The organism is Erythrobacter donghaensis, assembly GCF_001557325.1.
Taxonomy (GTDB): domain Bacteria; phylum Pseudomonadota; class Alphaproteobacteria; order Sphingomonadales; family Sphingomonadaceae; genus Erythrobacter; species Erythrobacter donghaensis_B.
Genome location: NZ_LSJS01000314.1, coordinates 1 through 14,653 on the forward strand (window position 1 = coordinate 1; position 14,653 = coordinate 14,653).

Consider the following 14,653-nt stretch of genomic DNA (forward strand, 5'->3'; position numbering starts at 1 on the left):
CTGCGCGGCGTCGTAGTAGGCCTGCACCGCGCCCGCCGGCAGGCTCGCGGCCTGTCCGGCACCGGCCGGGCCGACCGGCTGGCACTCGACGGTGCGCTCGACGATGCGGCGGCGGCGCTCCTCGGGCACCGCGATCACCCGCTCGCGCGACTTGATGTAGCGCGCGCCGGTAGCCGGATCGACCTCGATCAGTTTCCCATCGATATTGGTGGAGAAGTCCGGCGCGTCGGTGTTCATCGGCTCGGCCATGCGCACCGCACCACCTTGCAACAATGCGACACCCGCCGCAGCGGCGGACAGCTTCGCGATGGCCAGTTTGAGCGACATGGTCTGATACCCTGTTTGCGTGCGGGGGCTGCGGGCCTGCCGCAATTCCCCCAAATCCAGCCTTCTTTTGCTGTCAGAAGGCGGCGAGGGGCAATCGGGTTAACCAAGCAGCGGCCGCCGAACGGCCCGGAATCGCCCCGAAACCGCCCGATTTCCGCCGCGCTGTCCCGAACTGGCACCGAAAAGGGGGGTGCGGTTAGCCAGATGGTTAACGCGGATACCGGTCGGGCGGCGCGACTCAGTCTTCGAACAATCCGGACTGGGCGGGGGGCGATTCTCTGGGCGGGGTCAGCTCGAGATGCGCCCAGCCCGCATCGTTGAGCACCCGCCCGCGCGCGGTGCGGGCGACGAGGCCGAGCTGGATGAGGTAGGGCTCGACCACCTCCTCCACCGTATCGCGCGGTTCTGCCAGCCCTGCCGCCAGCGTCTCGATCCCCACCGGGCCGCCCTTGTAGGTGGTGGCGATCATCGCGAGGTAGCGGCGGTCCATCAGGTCGAGCCCGAGGCGGTCGATCTCGAGCCGGGTGAGCGCCTCGTCTGCCACCGCGCGGGTGACGGCGGCGCTCCCCGCGACATCGGCAAAGTCGCGTACGCGCCGGAGCAGCCGCCCGGCGACGCGGGGCGTCCCGCGCGAGCGGCGGGCGATCTCGTGCGCACCGTCGGGCGCAATGGCGAGGCCCATGAGCCCCGCCGCGCGGGTGACGACGCGCTCGAGCTCCTCGTGGGTGTAGAAGTTGAGCCTGACCGGAATGCCGAAGCGGTCGCGCAAGGGGGTGGTCAGCAACCCCTGCCGCGTGGTCGCCCCGATCAGGGTGAAGGGCGGCAGGTCGATGCGGACAGAGCGCGCCGAGGGCCCTTCGCCGATGATCAGATCGAGCGCGCGGTCCTCCATCGCCGGATAGAGCACTTCCTCGACAACGGGGGAGAGGCGGTGGATCTCGTCGATGAACAGCACGTCGTGCGGTTCGAGATTGGTCAGCAGCGCGGCCAAGTCCCCCGCCTTGGCGATGACGGGGCCGGAGGTGGCGCGAAAGCCCACGCCAAGCTCGCCCGCGATGATTTGCGCGAGCGTGGTCTTGCCGAGGCCCGGGGGGCCGAAGAACAGCGTATGATCCATCGCCTCCCCTCGCGCGCGCGCGGCCGCGATGAAGACGGCGAGGTTCCCCTTGGCCGCCTCCTGCCCGACGAATTCGGCCAGCCGGCGCGGGCGCAGGGCGGCGTCCGGGTCGCCGGGTTGGCGGGTGGGCGTGTGGAGGGGGGCGGGGTCAGTCATCAGCCCGCGAACATCATGGTCTGGCGATACTCGCCATCAATAGGCTCACCTGAAGGGTTAAGCGCCGGATCAAATGAGACGGATGGTCCGGTCAAGTATGCACAAGCAGCAGCCTCAAGCTGCGGCAAAGGTGAAGGCGCTTTCGCGTCGCAGTGCTTTGGTCGCCCTTCCTTGTCCACCTGCACCCGGACAATGACAGGGGTAATCCCCGAGGGAGCCAACGCCTGAAGCGCTCTGCCAACATCAGTCTCGTTAAGCTCGCGATAAATACGCAACTCGTTGCGCATCCGCGCTGGCCTGAACTTTGACCAAACAAAACCGCTGAAGGGACGCTCTTCGCACTGGCTGATATCGTTTGTTCTCGACAGCCCTTCTTCTTTCCACCGGGACTCATCGACCTTTGTAAGAACGCCGGTGGCGCGATCATAGGTCACGCGCTTATTGTAACTGGTCTGGTTAGGCGATCCCTCAAGAGCCACGCCCACTTCCTGCTTGAGAACGATCGGGTCAGCGCCCGCGTCATGAAGATCATACATGCTTGAGGAACCGCAATTGCCATCGCACCAGCGCCCCATGGCGAGGTCGATCTGCAAGTGTTCGGGCCGCGAATGAGTCCGCGTGATCTTTCCGGCCCTCAGCATCTCGCGATCCGCATAGCCGCAGATCAGATCGAACTGCAGGGGTTGCGCCGATACTGGCACAGCGAGCAGGCCCGCTCCGACAGAAATGAACAGGGTCGCAAACTTCATCGTTAAGGCTCCCATCACCCAGCCGCCTTCTTCAGCGCCACGCGGATCAGGTCGCCTTCGCTCGCGCCCTCGCCCAGTTCTTCCAGCGCGCGGGCCACGGCCTGAGCCGCCACAGCAGGCTTGAACCCGAGGTTCTCCAGCGCGCTCGCCGCGTCCGCGCCCTTGCTGCCTGCGGGAGCGGCGGCGCTCACCGCAAAGCCGCCGCTGCCACCCGGCATCGCGCCCGCCCTGTCTTTCAGCTCGTTGACGATCCGCCCCGCCAGCTTCGGCCCCACGCCCTGCGCCCGCGCCACCATCGCGGCGTCGCCGCGCCCGCAGGCGTCGCGCAGGTCTCCGGTCGAGAGCGCGGAGAGGATCGCCAGCGCCACCTTGCTGCCCACACCCTGCACGCCGGTCAGCAGGCGGAACCAGTCGCGCTCGGCGCTGTCGGCAAAGCCGAGCAGGCGCATGTCGTTTTCGCTCACCTGCAATTGCGTGTGAACGGTGCAGGCCTCGCCCACCTCGCCCAGCGCAGCCAAAGTGCGGCTGGAGCAGTGGACGAGGTAGCCCACGCCGCCCACGTCGACCACCGCCCAGTCCTCGCCGGTCGCATCGAGCCTGCCTGAGAGTTTGGCGATCATGGTTTGTTCCTGCCCCAAGCCGCAAACGGCGTCCAGCCTTTATGGACAGATGCCCACACTTGCGCCAGATGGCACTCCCATGAGCTGGAACACCTTCGGGCGCGTGCTGCGCTTCACCACCTGGGGAGAGAGCCACGGGCCGGCCCTCGGCGCAATCGTCGACGGGTGCCCGCCGGGGCTCGCCATCAACGAGGAATTCATCCAGCCCTTCATGGACGCGAGGAAGCCCGGGACCAGCCGCTTCACCACCCAACGGAGGGAGGACGACATCGTGCGGATCCTCTCGGGGGTGTTCGAGGGCAAGACCACCGGCACGCCTATCTCGCTGATGATCGAGAACACCGACCAGCGCTCCAAGGACTATTCCGAGATCGCCCAGCGTTACCGCCCAGGCCATGCCGACTACGCCTATGACGCCAAGTACGGCATCCGCGACTATCGCGGCGGCGGGCGTTCCTCGGCGCGCGAGACCGCGGCGCGGGTGGCGGCGGGCGCGGTGGCGAGGCTGGTGATCCCTGAGGTCACCATCACCGCCTATGTCTGCGAATTGGGCGGCGACCGGATCGACCCGGCGGCCATCGATTACGCCGAGATCGCCAAGAACCCGTTCTTCTGCCCCGACCCTGCCGCCGCCAAGCGCTGGGAAGCGAAGGTCGATGCCGCGAGGCTGGCCGGATCATCGCTCGGCGCGATTGTCGAATGTGTGGCGGAGGGTGTTCCCGCAGGCTGGGGCGCGCCGATCTATGCCAAGCTCGACAGTGACCTCGCCGCCGCGATGATGAGCATCAATGCGGTGAAGGGCGTCGAAATCGGTGATGGTTTCGAAGCTGCGCGCCTCTCCGGCGAAGAGAACGCCGACCGGATGCGCCCCGGCGCGGACGGCAAGCCGGAATTCCTCGCCAACCACGCGGGCGGCACGGCGGGCGGCATTTCCACCGGTCAGCCGGTGGTGTGCCGCGTGGCGTTCAAGCCGACCTCCTCGATCCTGACGCCGGTGGAGTCGATCAATTCGGCGGGCGAGGCGGTCGAGGTGGTCACCAAGGGCCGTCACGATCCGTGTGTGGGCATCCGCGGCACCCCGGTGGTGGAAGCGATGATGGCGCTGGTGCTGGCCGACCAAAAGCTGCTGCACCGGGGGCAAGTGGGGTAGGCGGTAGCGCGACAGGGGCACGCTCAATCCTCGTCGTCGAGCGCTGCTGCGTAGGACGGGGTCATCCATGCCGAGGCGATAGCGCTGATCTGCCCTGTCATTGCGCCGATGAAGAGGCCCAGCGAAGCCTATTGCCCGGGGTGCTTTGGAAACCACAGACCATTCTTCGCGAACTGCCCGAGCAGCACGGCCCAGATCATCACCAGCGAAATCACGATCCAGCCCGCGATAGCCAGGGACTTCCCGCGGATGGCACTTTGCCGCTCGTCAGGCGTCCGGTTTCCACGCTCAATGTATTCAACGGCGGCGCTGTAAAAGATTGTGCCGTTCAAGGCGATGACAATGAGGTCGTGGCCACCCGCCTGTCCCTGTGCCGTCCGGATGATGCCCGCAAGCGAGACCAGCATCAGAATGAGGTTGGCCGCGATGATCACGTAGGGGGCAGTGATTCGCATAGGCCAAAAGGGCAGGAGATCAGACTGCTCTGGTGCGGCGGCAACGGGGGTGGGTTTAGCGCCCCAGCTCCTTGGGCGGCACGTAGCTGCGGTCGTGGATGAAGGGCATGTCGCGCCCCTCGCGCAGCGCCGCCAGCACCGCCGCGAAGTCGGTCTGGCAGCGGAAGCCGAGGTCGTGCTCGATCGCGGCAGGATCGTAGACCCGGCCGATGCTCTGCGGCAGCACCCAGCCGCGCGAAGCATAGAGCGCCGGGGCCTCCGGGAAGCGCTCGGCGATCAGGGCGGCGGCGTCATGCTTCAGCCGCGCGGCATCGGCGCGGGTGAAGGGCGGGGGCGCGCTCACGACATAGAGCCCCCAGCCGATCCGCGGCGCGGCGTCGAGCGCGGCGATATGCGCGGCGGCGCAATCCTCCACCGTCAGGCGGCGGTTCAGGAACTCGTTGGCCTTGAGGTTCTCGCCCGCGGGGACGGCGTGGGTGTCGTCATCCTCGGGAAAGAAGCGCGCGGTCCGCAGGCAGATCACCGGCAGGCCGTGGAGGTCGTGCCACAGCCGGCACAACTCCTCGGCCGCGCGCTTGCTCACGCCGTAGATGTTGCGCGGGGCGAGCGGCCCGGTGCTCTCGTCGAGCCACACGGCCTCGCTCGCCACCTCGTCGCGGATCGCCTGCGTGATCATCAGCGAGGTGGTGGAGGTGAAGACGAACCGGCTTGCCCCGTGCCGCACCGCCGCCTCGAGCAGGCCCAGCGTGCCGGTCACGTTGACGTCGATGAAGGTTTGCGCCGGGTAGCGGGCGATGTCGGGCTTGTGGAGCGCGCCGGCATGGATCACCCCCTCGAAGCGGCATTCGGCGAAGAGCCGTTCGACCAGTGCGGCATCGGCGAGGTTGCCGACGACGTCGGTCTGCGGCCCCGGCGCAATGTCGAGGCCGGTCACATCGTGGCCCGCTCCCGCCAGCATCGGTGCAAGGAAGCGGCCGAGCCAGCCTGACGATCCGGTGAGCAGCACGCGCATGGGCCATGCCTAACACCGGGCGGCGCCGCGGCAAGGCTCTCGATGAACGCCTTTTCCGATGGGTTCCCGCACGACAGATTGAAAAAAGCGATCTTCGCAATCGCACAAATGCACTTTTGTGCAGCGCGCAAGAGCCTATTTCGGCCGCATCGATTTTCCTCTCAATCCACCCGCATAAGGACAGACTCCCATGGGTATCATCGGTTCGACCCTCAAGCCGTTCACCGCCACCGCCTTCCAGAAGGGCAAGGACTTCTTCACCGTCACCGACGCGGACCTCGCGGGCAAGTGGTCGGTGTTCTTCTTCTACCCGGCCGATTTCACCTTCGTGTGCCCGACTGAACTCGAAGACATGGGCGAGAAGTACGCCACCCTCCAGGCCATGGGCGTCGAGGTCTACGCTGTCTCGACCGACACGCACTTCAGCCACAAGGCGTGGAGCGACACCTCGGACAAGATCGGCAAGCTGACCTTCCCCTTCCTCGGCGACCAGAACCACGTGCTGTCGAACAATTTCGGCGTGCTGCGTGAAGGCGCTGGCCTTGCCGACCGCGCGACCTTCGTGGTCGATCCGGATGGCGTGATCCAGATCATGGAAATCACCTGCGAAGGCGTGGGCCGCAATGCCAACGAACTGACCCGCAAGATCAAGGCCGCCCAGTATGTGCGCGCCAACCCCGGTCAGGTCTGCCCGGCGGCGTGGGAAGAAGGCAGCGACACGCTCGCCCCCTCGCTCGACCTGGTTGGAAAGATCTGAGGCCGACAGGCCACACGAGACCGGCCAGCGCGGGGCTTCTCCCTCCCCCCTCGGCCCCGCGCCGGTCGCAAAATCCCGAAGGCTCCCAATCGCCCTCGGGTCGTAGCCGGGACCGGATGTCCCTCGCCCCACCTCCCCCCTCGCGGGCGGCGGCATCCGGTTCCGTGTTGCCCTCATCTAGAGATCACATGATGCGCGCCCCCGGACGCGCCTGGAGGACACCCATGCTCGACGCCGCCATGCTGGCCCAGCTCAAGACCTATCTCGGCAATCTTCGCGAGGGCATCGAACTGGTCGCCTCACTCGACGACAGCGAGAAGTCGCGGCAGACCCGTGCATTGATCGAGCAGATCGCCGCGCTGCACGACCTTGTCACCGCCCGCTTCGACGGCACCGACGCGAGGAAGCCCAGCTTCGTCATCCGCCGCGCGAGCGACGCCGAGAAGTGGGTGCGCTTCGCAGGGCTCCCGATGGGCCACGAATTCACCTCGCTGGTGCTCGCGCTGCTGTGGGCGGGCGGGCATCCCCCGAAAGTGGACGCCGACCTGATCGAACAGGTCCGCGCGCTGGAAGGCGACTACAATTTCGAGATGTTCTTCTCGCTCTCGTGCCATAACTGCCCCGACGTGGTGCAGGCGCTGACCCTGATGGCGCTGGAAAATCCGCGCATCACCGCGACCCTGATCGAGGGCGGCACCTTCCAGGACGAGGTCGAGCGCCGCGACATCATGGCCGTGCCTGCGACCTTCCTGAATGGCGAACCCTTCTACAACGGCAAGATGGAGCTGGCTGAGATCCTCAGCCGTCTCGACAAGAATGCCGACGCGAAGCAGGCCGAGAAGCTCAGCCAGAAGGCGCCCTTCGAGGTGCTGGTGGTCGGCGGCGGCCCGGCGGGCGCGGCGGCGGCGGTCTATACCGCCCGAAAAGGCTTCCGCACCGGCATCGCGGCGGAGCGCTTCGGCGGGCAGCTGATGGACACGCTCGGCATCGAAAACCTGCCCGGCACCCCCTACACCGAAGGCCCCAAGCTCACCGACAGCCTGAAGAAGCACGTCGGCGAATACGACATCGATCTGATGGACCTCGCCCGCGCGGTGGAACTGCGCGCGGCCAAGGACGTGGGCGGCTATCACGAGGTGGTGATGGCCAACGGCGCCACGCTGCGCGCCCGCTCGCTGATCCTCTCCACCGGCGCGCGCTGGCGCAACCTCGGCGTGCCGGGCGAGGCGGAGTATCGCAACAAGGGCGTGGCCTATTGCCCGCATTGCGACGGCCCGCTGTTCAAGGGCAAGCGCATCGCGGTGATCGGCGGCGGCAATTCCGGCGTCGAGGCGGCGATCGACCTTGCCGGGATCGTCGGCCATGTCACCCTGATCGAGTTCGACGTGAAGCTGCGCGCCGACGAGGTGCTCCAGCGCAAGCTGCGCTCGATGGCGAACGTCGAGATCATCACCAACGGCCAGACCACCGAGGTGCTGGGCGACGGCACCCGCGTCAACGGACTCGTGGTCAAGAACCGCGCCAATGGCGATGAACGCCGCATCCAGTTGGAAGGCGTGTTCGTCCAGATCGGCCTCGTCCCCAACACCGAATGGCTGGGTGGCGCGGGCTTGGAACTCAGCAAGTTCGGCGAGATCGTGATCGACGACCACGGCGCGACCAGCATCCCCGGCATTTACGCCGCGGGCGACTGCACCACCGTGCCGCACAAGCAGATCGTGGTGGCAATGGGCGAGGGCGCGAAGGCGGGGCTGGGGGCGTTCGACTTCCTGATCCGCAACGAGCCGGTCGAGGAAGTGGCGCAGGCGGCGTAATTAGTTGGGGCACGCCCGCCTCCGCGGGCGCGCTTCCTCGCTCATGCGACCTGAGGGTCGCGTCGCTGCGGGCGGCCGTTCGGCCTTGCGGGCTCCCCACGGGGGAGCCCGTTCTCATTTAACCCACTTCGTCATTGCGAGGAGCCGAAGGCGACGCGTCAATCCATCGACCACCAGCTAGCCGCAAACTCGGGCCTTGGATTGCTTCGCTTCGCTCGCAATGACGTAACGCACTAATCGTCCCCCTCAATCAAACCCTCCGCATTAATCGATTGGACGCAATATCCTGAAAGCGTCATTCTCTCCCCATAGACTACGCGGCAGCGACGCGAGTCTGCATTTCGCCATGTCAGAGGAGAGACTATCATGGACGCAAAAACCGGAGAGATGAGCGGGGGTTGCCCGTTCCACGGCAGCATGGACATGCGCAATCTGCTGGGCCGCACCAACCGCGACTGGTGGCCGCAGGCGCTTCAGGTCGACATCCTGACCGAGCAGGGCAAGAGCGCCAACCCCTATGGCGAGGATTTCGACTATGCCGAGGCCTTCAACGCGCTCGATTATGCCGCACTCAAGGCTGATCTCACCGCGCTGATGACCGACAGCCAGCCCTGGTGGCCGGCGGACTACGGCCATTACGGCCCCTTCTTCATCCGCATGGCCTGGCACGCGGCCGGCACCTACCGCACCGGTGACGGGCGCGGCGGCGCGAACTCCGGCCAGCAGCGCTTTGCCCCGCTCAATTCGTGGCCCGACAACGGCAACCTCGACAAGGCCCGCCGCCTCCTGTGGCCGATCAAGCAGAAATACGGCAAGAACATCAGCTGGGCGGACCTGTTCATCCTCGCCGGCAATGTCGCCATCGAATCGATGGGCGGACCCGTCTTCGGCTTCGGCGGCGGCCGTGCCGACGTGTTCGAGCCCGAGAGCGTATACTGGGGCACGGAAGAACAGTGGGTCAACGAAGGCGTTCCCACCCGCATCCACCCCAAGGAAGGCCGCGCGCTCGAAAACCCGCTCGCCGCGATCCAGATGGGCCTGATCTACGTCAACCCCGAAGGCCCGCAGGGTGACCCGCACGACCACGAGGGCATGGCCCGCGACATGCGTGAGACCTTCGCCCGCATGGCGATGAACGACGAGGAAGTCGTCGCGCTGACCGCCGGCGGCCACGCCTTCGGCAAGGCCCACGGCGCGCACCCGGCCGACACCTTCGGCGGCGCGCCCGAGAGCGAGGACCTCCACCTGATGGGCTTCGGCTGGCTCAACGACGAGGCCGAGATCGCCGCAGGCAACATCACCACCTCGGGGATCGAGGGCAGCTGGTCGAACAACCCCACCGCGTGGAGCCACGACTACTTCCGCATCCTGTTCAAGTACGACTTCGAACTGGTGAAGTCGCCGGCCGGTGCGCACCAGTGGACCCCGATCAACCCCGATCCCGAAGACCTCGCCCCCGACGCGCGCGACCCGAACAAGCGCGTGCCGACGATGATGACCACCGCCGACATGGCGCTCAAGAACGACCCGGGCTTCCGCGCGATCTCCGAGCGGTTCCTGGCCCACCCGGAACAGCTCGACGACGCCTTCGCGCGCGCCTGGTTCAAGCTGTGCCACCGCGACATGGGGCCCAAGATCCGCTACCTCGGGCCGGAAGTGCCGTCCGAAGACCTGATCTGGCAGGATCCGGTTCCGGCAGGCACCACCCCCTCCGATGCCGAAGTCGCCCGCTTCAAGGACGCGATCCTGAACAGCGGCCTGTCGGTGCGCGAGCTGGTCAAGGCGGCCTGGGCCTCGGCCTCGACCTACCGCAACTCTGACCACCGCGGCGGAGCGAACGGCGCGCGCGTGCGGCTCGAGCCGCAGCGCTCGTGGGCGGTCAATGACCCGGCGGAGCTCGCCAAGGTGCTCGACACCATCGAAGCCCATCGCGGCAGCCTCAGCATGGCCGATGCCATCGTGCTGGCCGGTTCGGCAGCGGTCGAGAAGGCGGCCAAGGATGCGGGCTTCGATGTCGAGGTGCCCTTCCTCGGCGGGCGCGGCGATGCGACCGAAGAGCACACCGACGCGGCGAGCTTCGAGCCTTTGGAGCCCTTCGCCGATGGCTTCCGCAACTACCTCAAGACCAAGGCGCAGGTCCGCACCGAGGAGATGCTGATCGACCGGGCGCACCTGCTCGGCCTGTCGATCCCGGAGATGACCGTGCTGGTCGGCGGGATGCGGGCGTTGGGCGCGGTGAGCGATCATGCCCACCACGGCCACCGCATCGGCGTGCTGACCGAGACCCCGGGCAAGCTCACGCCCGACTTCTTCCGCAACCTGCTCGACATGGGGACCAAGTGGTCGCCGGTCGATGACAGCGGGGACGAGGAATATGTCGGCGTCGACCGCGCGACCGGCGAGGAAAAGTGGCGCGCGACCCGCACCGATCTCGTCTTCGGCTCGAACTCGATCCTGCGCGCGCAGGCCGAAGTCTATGCCGAGAGCGGGAACGAGGGCAAGTTCGTGTGCGACTTCATCTCGGCCTGGAACAAGGTGATGAACGCGGATCGCTTCGACGTGACCTGGGCGAAGTATCACGCCTGAGCGCTGAAACGTTGACGCAGAACGGGGCCTCCGGTGGCGACACCGGGGGCCTTTTTCGTGGGCCTCTCGCTTGATGCTTGATCGACGGGACGACCCGCCTAGGGTGCGCCTCATGCGCAACCCCGCCCCCAAACTGCTCGCCGCCGCCGCCCTCATCGCAGCACCAGTGGCCGCCGAGGAAGCGCCCGCCAACCCCGCCGACACCCGCCCCGAAGCCACCCAGGGCATCGGCCCCGGCGCGCGTCCCGTGGGGGCGGAGTGGAGCCGCTCTCCTGTCGTCGCTCCCAACGCCATGGCCGCGACCGCGCATCCGCTCGCCACGCAAATCGCGCTCGACATCCTCAAGGCGGGCGGCAGCGCGGTCGATGCCGCCATCGCCGCCAACGCCGCATTGGGCCTGATGGAGCCGACCGGCAACGGCATCGGCGGCGATCTCTTCGCGATCGTCTGGGACCCCTCGAGCGGCGATTTCGTCGGCCTCAACGGATCGGGCCGTTCGCCGTCCGGCCAGACGCTCGCGCAGCTCAAGGCCAAGCTCCCCGCCGGCGCGACCAGCCTGCCGCCGGTCGGGCCGCTGCCCGTCACCATCCCCGGCACGGTCGATGCCTGGTTCGAACTGCACGCCCGCTACGGCCGGTTGCCGATGGAACAGGTGCTCGCCCCCGCGATCCGCTATGCCCGCGAGGGCCATCCGGTCGCGCCCGTCATCGCGATGTACATGGAGCGCGGCCTGAAGAACTTCGAACGCCAGCAGCAGAACACCCCGTTCGAATTCGAGAATGCGCGCAAGACATGGTTCGCGAGCGGTCGCGCGCCCCGGCCCGGCGAGATGTTCCGCAACCCCGATCTCGCCAGCACGCTCGAGGCGATCGCCACGGGAGGCCGCGAGGCATTCTACGAGGGCGCGCTCGCCAAGGTGATGGTCGACTATCTGCAACGGCAGGGCAGCGCCTTCACCCTCGCCGATTTCGCCGCGCACCGCAGCGAGTGGGTCGATGTCGCCTGCGTGACCTACCGAAAGGGTTACGAATTGTGCGAATTACCCCCCAATAGCCAGGGTTTTGCCGCGCTACAGATGGTCAATATCCTCAAACACGTCGAGCTTGCCCAGTGGGAGCGCGGGAGCCCGCAGGTGCTGCACTACATCACCGAGGCCAAGCGTCTGGCCTTCGAGGATGCCGCGCGCTTCTATGCCGATCCGGCCTTCGCAAAGACTCCGGCGGAACTGCTCACCGATGCATACGGCAAACAGCGCTTCGCTCTGATCGACCCCGCGAAAGCCACCCCCGCCTTCACCCCCGGCGCGCTGGTTGCACCCAAGCTCGAGGGCGAGGGCGACACCACCTACCTCACCGTCGCCGACAAGGACGGGATGATGGTGAGCCTGATCCAGTCGAACTATCGCGGCATGGGCGGCGGGCTGGTGCCCGACGGGCTCGGCTTCATGTTCCAGGACCGCGGCGAGCTCTACAGCCTCGATCCCGCCCACCCCAATGCCTATGCGCCCGCCAAGCGGCCCTTCCAGACGATCATCCCGGCCTTCATCAGGAAGGACGGCAAGCCCTGGGCGAGCTTCGGGCTGATGGGCGGGGGGATGCAGCCGCAGGGGCATGTGCAGGTGCTGGTCAACCTCGTCGACTACGGCATGAACCTGCAGGAGGCGGGCGATGCCGCGCGGCTCCACCACGATGGCGGGCGCCAGCCGACCGATGCGCTGGCCGGAAGCCCCGCGGACACCGCGCCCATCGACACGCTCGGCGTTTTGCAGGTCGAACCGGGCATCCCGACGGCGACGGTCGAGGCGCTGCGCGCAATGGGCCACAAGGTCGAGGTGGAGACCACCGGCATCCCCTTCGGCGGCTATCAGGCGATCGCGCGCGATCCGGTGAGCGGCGTCTACACCGGCGCAACCGAGATGCGCAAGGACGGTCAGGCAAGCGGCTTTTGACGGTTCCGGCCGCACGCCAAGGCTAAGATCTTGCGTTAACCCGCGATTCACGGGACTCGCGTAAACCCCTGAATTACCGAGCAGGGTTTCTCGCACAGGGCCGCAATCATGTCGCTGATCGACCCCATCCCGGTGCCGCCAACACGGCTGCGCGACGTCCGCGCGGCGTGGGGAGGGCACCATGATCCCGCCTTCGTCGCGCGGGACGACCGGCTGCGGGCGAGACTGCTGCGCGCCGATCGCCTGTCCCTTGCGGAACACCGCGCCTGGGCAATCCTGAGCCAGCACGCCGCGCCCGGCAACATCTTCGCCGCCGACTGGCTGATGGCACCGGCCATGGCCCATGCGCGCTCGCGCACGGGTCGGCGGATGCATCTGGCCGCGGTCGAGGATGCGGCGGGAGACTGGCTCGGTGCGGTGCCGCTCACGCTCGGCAGGCTCGGCCCGCGCTCGCCGGTGCCGGTGCTGCGCAGCTGGCATTGCCCCGATGGCGGGATCGGCACGCCGCTGCTCCGGCCCGGCGCCGAGCGCGCCTTCTGGGAGGCGCTGCTGGCTCGGCTCGACCGCCATCCGGGCCTCGCGGCAGGCTTCATCGCGCGGAGCCTGCCGCTCGACGATCCCGCCACGCTCGCGCTCGCCAGCCTGTGCACCGAACAGGGCCGCCTGCTGCATCGCGGGCCGAGCATCATCCGCCGCGGGCGGAGCGCAGGGCGGCCGGGCGATCCGCGCGCGGCCGGGGTGATCGAGAAGCGGCTGACGCAGCTCGAAGCCCGGCTCGCTGCCCGCCTCGGCCCGGTGCGGCTCGCGCTGCACAGCCGCGCGGGCGATTGCGAGCCGTGGCTCGCCGCCTTCCTCGCGCTCGAACGCGGCGCCGGCATCGCCCGCCGCGCCGCCGAACCCTTGCGCACCGCGATTCGCGAAGGCCATCGCCGCGGCGCGGTGCGGCTGGTCAGCCTCAGCGCCGGCGAGACGATCGTCGCCATGTCCGGCTGGCTCGTCGCGGAGCGGCGCGGCTACGGCCTCGCCTGCGTGCACGACACCCGCCTCGCCGCCTATGCGCCGCACCGCCTGCTGCTGCGCCGGGTGACGGCGCTCGCCGCGCTCGAAGGACTGACCCGCTTCGACGTCGGCGCAGGGTGCCATCCGGGCACCGAGGCGCTGTGGCCCGAGACCCGCGAATTCGCCGACTTCGCGCTTGCCATCGGCGGCCCCACCCGGCGCGCGCTGTTCGACCGGGCGATGCGCTCGCACTACTCTTAAGCGGGGAGCGCCAGATGCTTGGCGCCGAATACCGCCTGCCAGCTCGCGATCTCCTCGACCACCGCCTCGTCGAGCGCATGGATCAGGTCGGCGGCGGCGGCATAGGTCAGCGCTTGCGGCGCGCCCGACAGCAGCAGGCCGATGCGCTCCTCGATCGCGCGCAGCTTCTCGGCCGCGACATGCGAGATCGCGCCGAAGCGCTCGAAATCGGCGAAGTAGCGGATGCCTGACAGGTTCGCGCCGAGCGTCGGGAAGGCGACGCCGAAGAAGGTGAAGAACGGCGAGAGCGTTCCTGCCACCTGCTTGTCGATCAGCCCCAGCATCCCCGCGCCCTTCAGCGACAGATAGGCCAGCACCGAGGCGACCGCGAGCGCGAAGCAGGCTTCCGCGACCTTGTCGAGCCGGTGGTGGACGGTTTCGAGCTTGTGCGCCTTGGCCTTGTGGTAGCGCTGCTGCGCACACACGTGCGGGAGCACGATCCGCTCGAGCCCGGCGCGCAGATAATCCCGCGTCGCGGCGGCCTGCGGCAGGCCGACATCGCGCAGCGCGTGGCGGGCGAAATGCTCGGGCCAAGCGGCCCCGTCGCCGGTCGCGCCGCCGACCCGCGGCCATCGCCCCGTCGGCCGCGCCACGCCGAGCAGCAGCAGCGCCGGAGCGTGGCGCAGATATTCGGCCACGCGCCGCATCGCGAACCAGCGGCGG

12 protein-coding genes and 1 pseudogene are annotated in these 14,653 nt (G+C 67.9%); 6 read left to right on the forward strand and 7 right to left on the reverse strand.

Translation table 11 applies throughout. The annotated features are described in order from the left end of the window. The 4 genes from AX692_RS18155 to ruvA all read right to left on the reverse strand — a co-directional run. On the reverse strand, positions 1-327 hold a 327-nt coding region (locus AX692_RS18155), incomplete at its 3' end, for a hypothetical protein (RefSeq protein ID WP_419470599.1). Between the two features lie 238 nt (positions 328-565). Further along, entirely contained in the window at positions 566-1,600 is a 1,035-nt protein-coding gene (gene ruvB, locus AX692_RS18160; RefSeq protein ID WP_073974105.1) for a Holliday junction branch migration DNA helicase RuvB, read from the reverse strand. Continuing rightward, positions 1,600-2,349, reverse strand: a complete 750-nt coding sequence (locus AX692_RS18165; RefSeq protein ID WP_155644853.1) for a hypothetical protein — start codon at positions 2,347-2,349, stop codon at positions 1,600-1,602. Before AX692_RS18165 ends, ruvB begins: the two co-directional genes overlap by 1 nt. 14 nt (positions 2,350-2,363) lie before the next feature. After that, on the reverse strand, positions 2,364-2,969 hold the full coding sequence (gene ruvA / locus AX692_RS18170; protein WP_073974107.1) for a Holliday junction branch migration protein RuvA: 606 nt from the start codon (positions 2,967-2,969) through the stop codon (positions 2,364-2,366). Positions 2,970-3,048: 79 nt separating this feature from the next. Here ruvA and aroC point away from each other — a divergent pair, with 79 nt between their 5' ends. Further along, positions 3,049-4,119, forward strand: a complete 1,071-nt coding sequence (aroC, locus tag AX692_RS18175) for a chorismate synthase (RefSeq protein ID WP_073974108.1) — start codon at positions 3,049-3,051, stop codon at positions 4,117-4,119. 128 nt (positions 4,120-4,247) lie between these two features. Here the strand turns inward: aroC and AX692_RS18180 are convergent, their stop codons facing one another. Both AX692_RS18180 and AX692_RS18185 read right to left on the reverse strand, forming a co-directional pair. Next, entirely contained in the window at positions 4,248-4,553 is a 306-nt protein-coding gene (locus AX692_RS18180) for a hypothetical protein (RefSeq protein WP_155644852.1), read from the reverse strand. Between the two features lie 76 nt (positions 4,554-4,629). Next, positions 4,630-5,586, reverse strand: a complete 957-nt coding sequence (locus tag AX692_RS18185) for an NAD-dependent epimerase/dehydratase family protein (RefSeq protein WP_073974110.1) — start codon at positions 5,584-5,586, stop codon at positions 4,630-4,632. Positions 5,587-5,776: 190 nt separating this feature from the next. Here AX692_RS18185 and ahpC point away from each other — a divergent pair, with 190 nt between their 5' ends. The 5 genes from ahpC to AX692_RS18210 all read left to right on the forward strand — a co-directional run bounded on the left by ahpC (position 5,777) and on the right by AX692_RS18210 (position 13,951). Then, on the forward strand, positions 5,777-6,343 hold the full coding sequence (gene ahpC, locus AX692_RS18190; protein ID WP_017664572.1) for an alkyl hydroperoxide reductase subunit C: 567 nt from the start codon (positions 5,777-5,779) through the stop codon (positions 6,341-6,343). 224 nt (positions 6,344-6,567) lie between these two features. Further along, on the forward strand, positions 6,568-8,157 hold the full coding sequence (gene ahpF, locus AX692_RS18195) for an alkyl hydroperoxide reductase subunit F (RefSeq protein WP_073974111.1): 1,590 nt from the start codon (positions 6,568-6,570) through the stop codon (positions 8,155-8,157). Positions 8,158-8,523: 366 nt separating this feature from the next. After that, complete coding sequence (gene katG / locus AX692_RS18200; protein WP_073974112.1) at positions 8,524-10,743, forward strand: catalase/peroxidase HPI; 2,220 nt, start codon at positions 8,524-8,526, stop codon at positions 10,741-10,743. 112 nt (positions 10,744-10,855) lie between these two features. Then, positions 10,856-12,691, forward strand: a complete 1,836-nt coding sequence (locus AX692_RS18205) for a gamma-glutamyltransferase family protein (protein ID WP_073977342.1) — start codon at positions 10,856-10,858, stop codon at positions 12,689-12,691. A 108-nt stretch (positions 12,692-12,799) separates the two neighbouring features. Then, positions 12,800-13,951, forward strand: a complete 1,152-nt coding sequence (locus tag AX692_RS18210; RefSeq protein ID WP_073974815.1) for a GNAT family N-acetyltransferase — start codon at positions 12,800-12,802, stop codon at positions 13,949-13,951. Here the strand turns inward: AX692_RS18210 and AX692_RS18215 are convergent. After that, positions 13,948-14,653, reverse strand: a pseudogene (locus tag AX692_RS18215) (hypothetical protein); the annotation flags it as partial. The gene AX692_RS18210 and the pseudogene AX692_RS18215 sit on opposite strands and share 4 nt — an antisense overlap.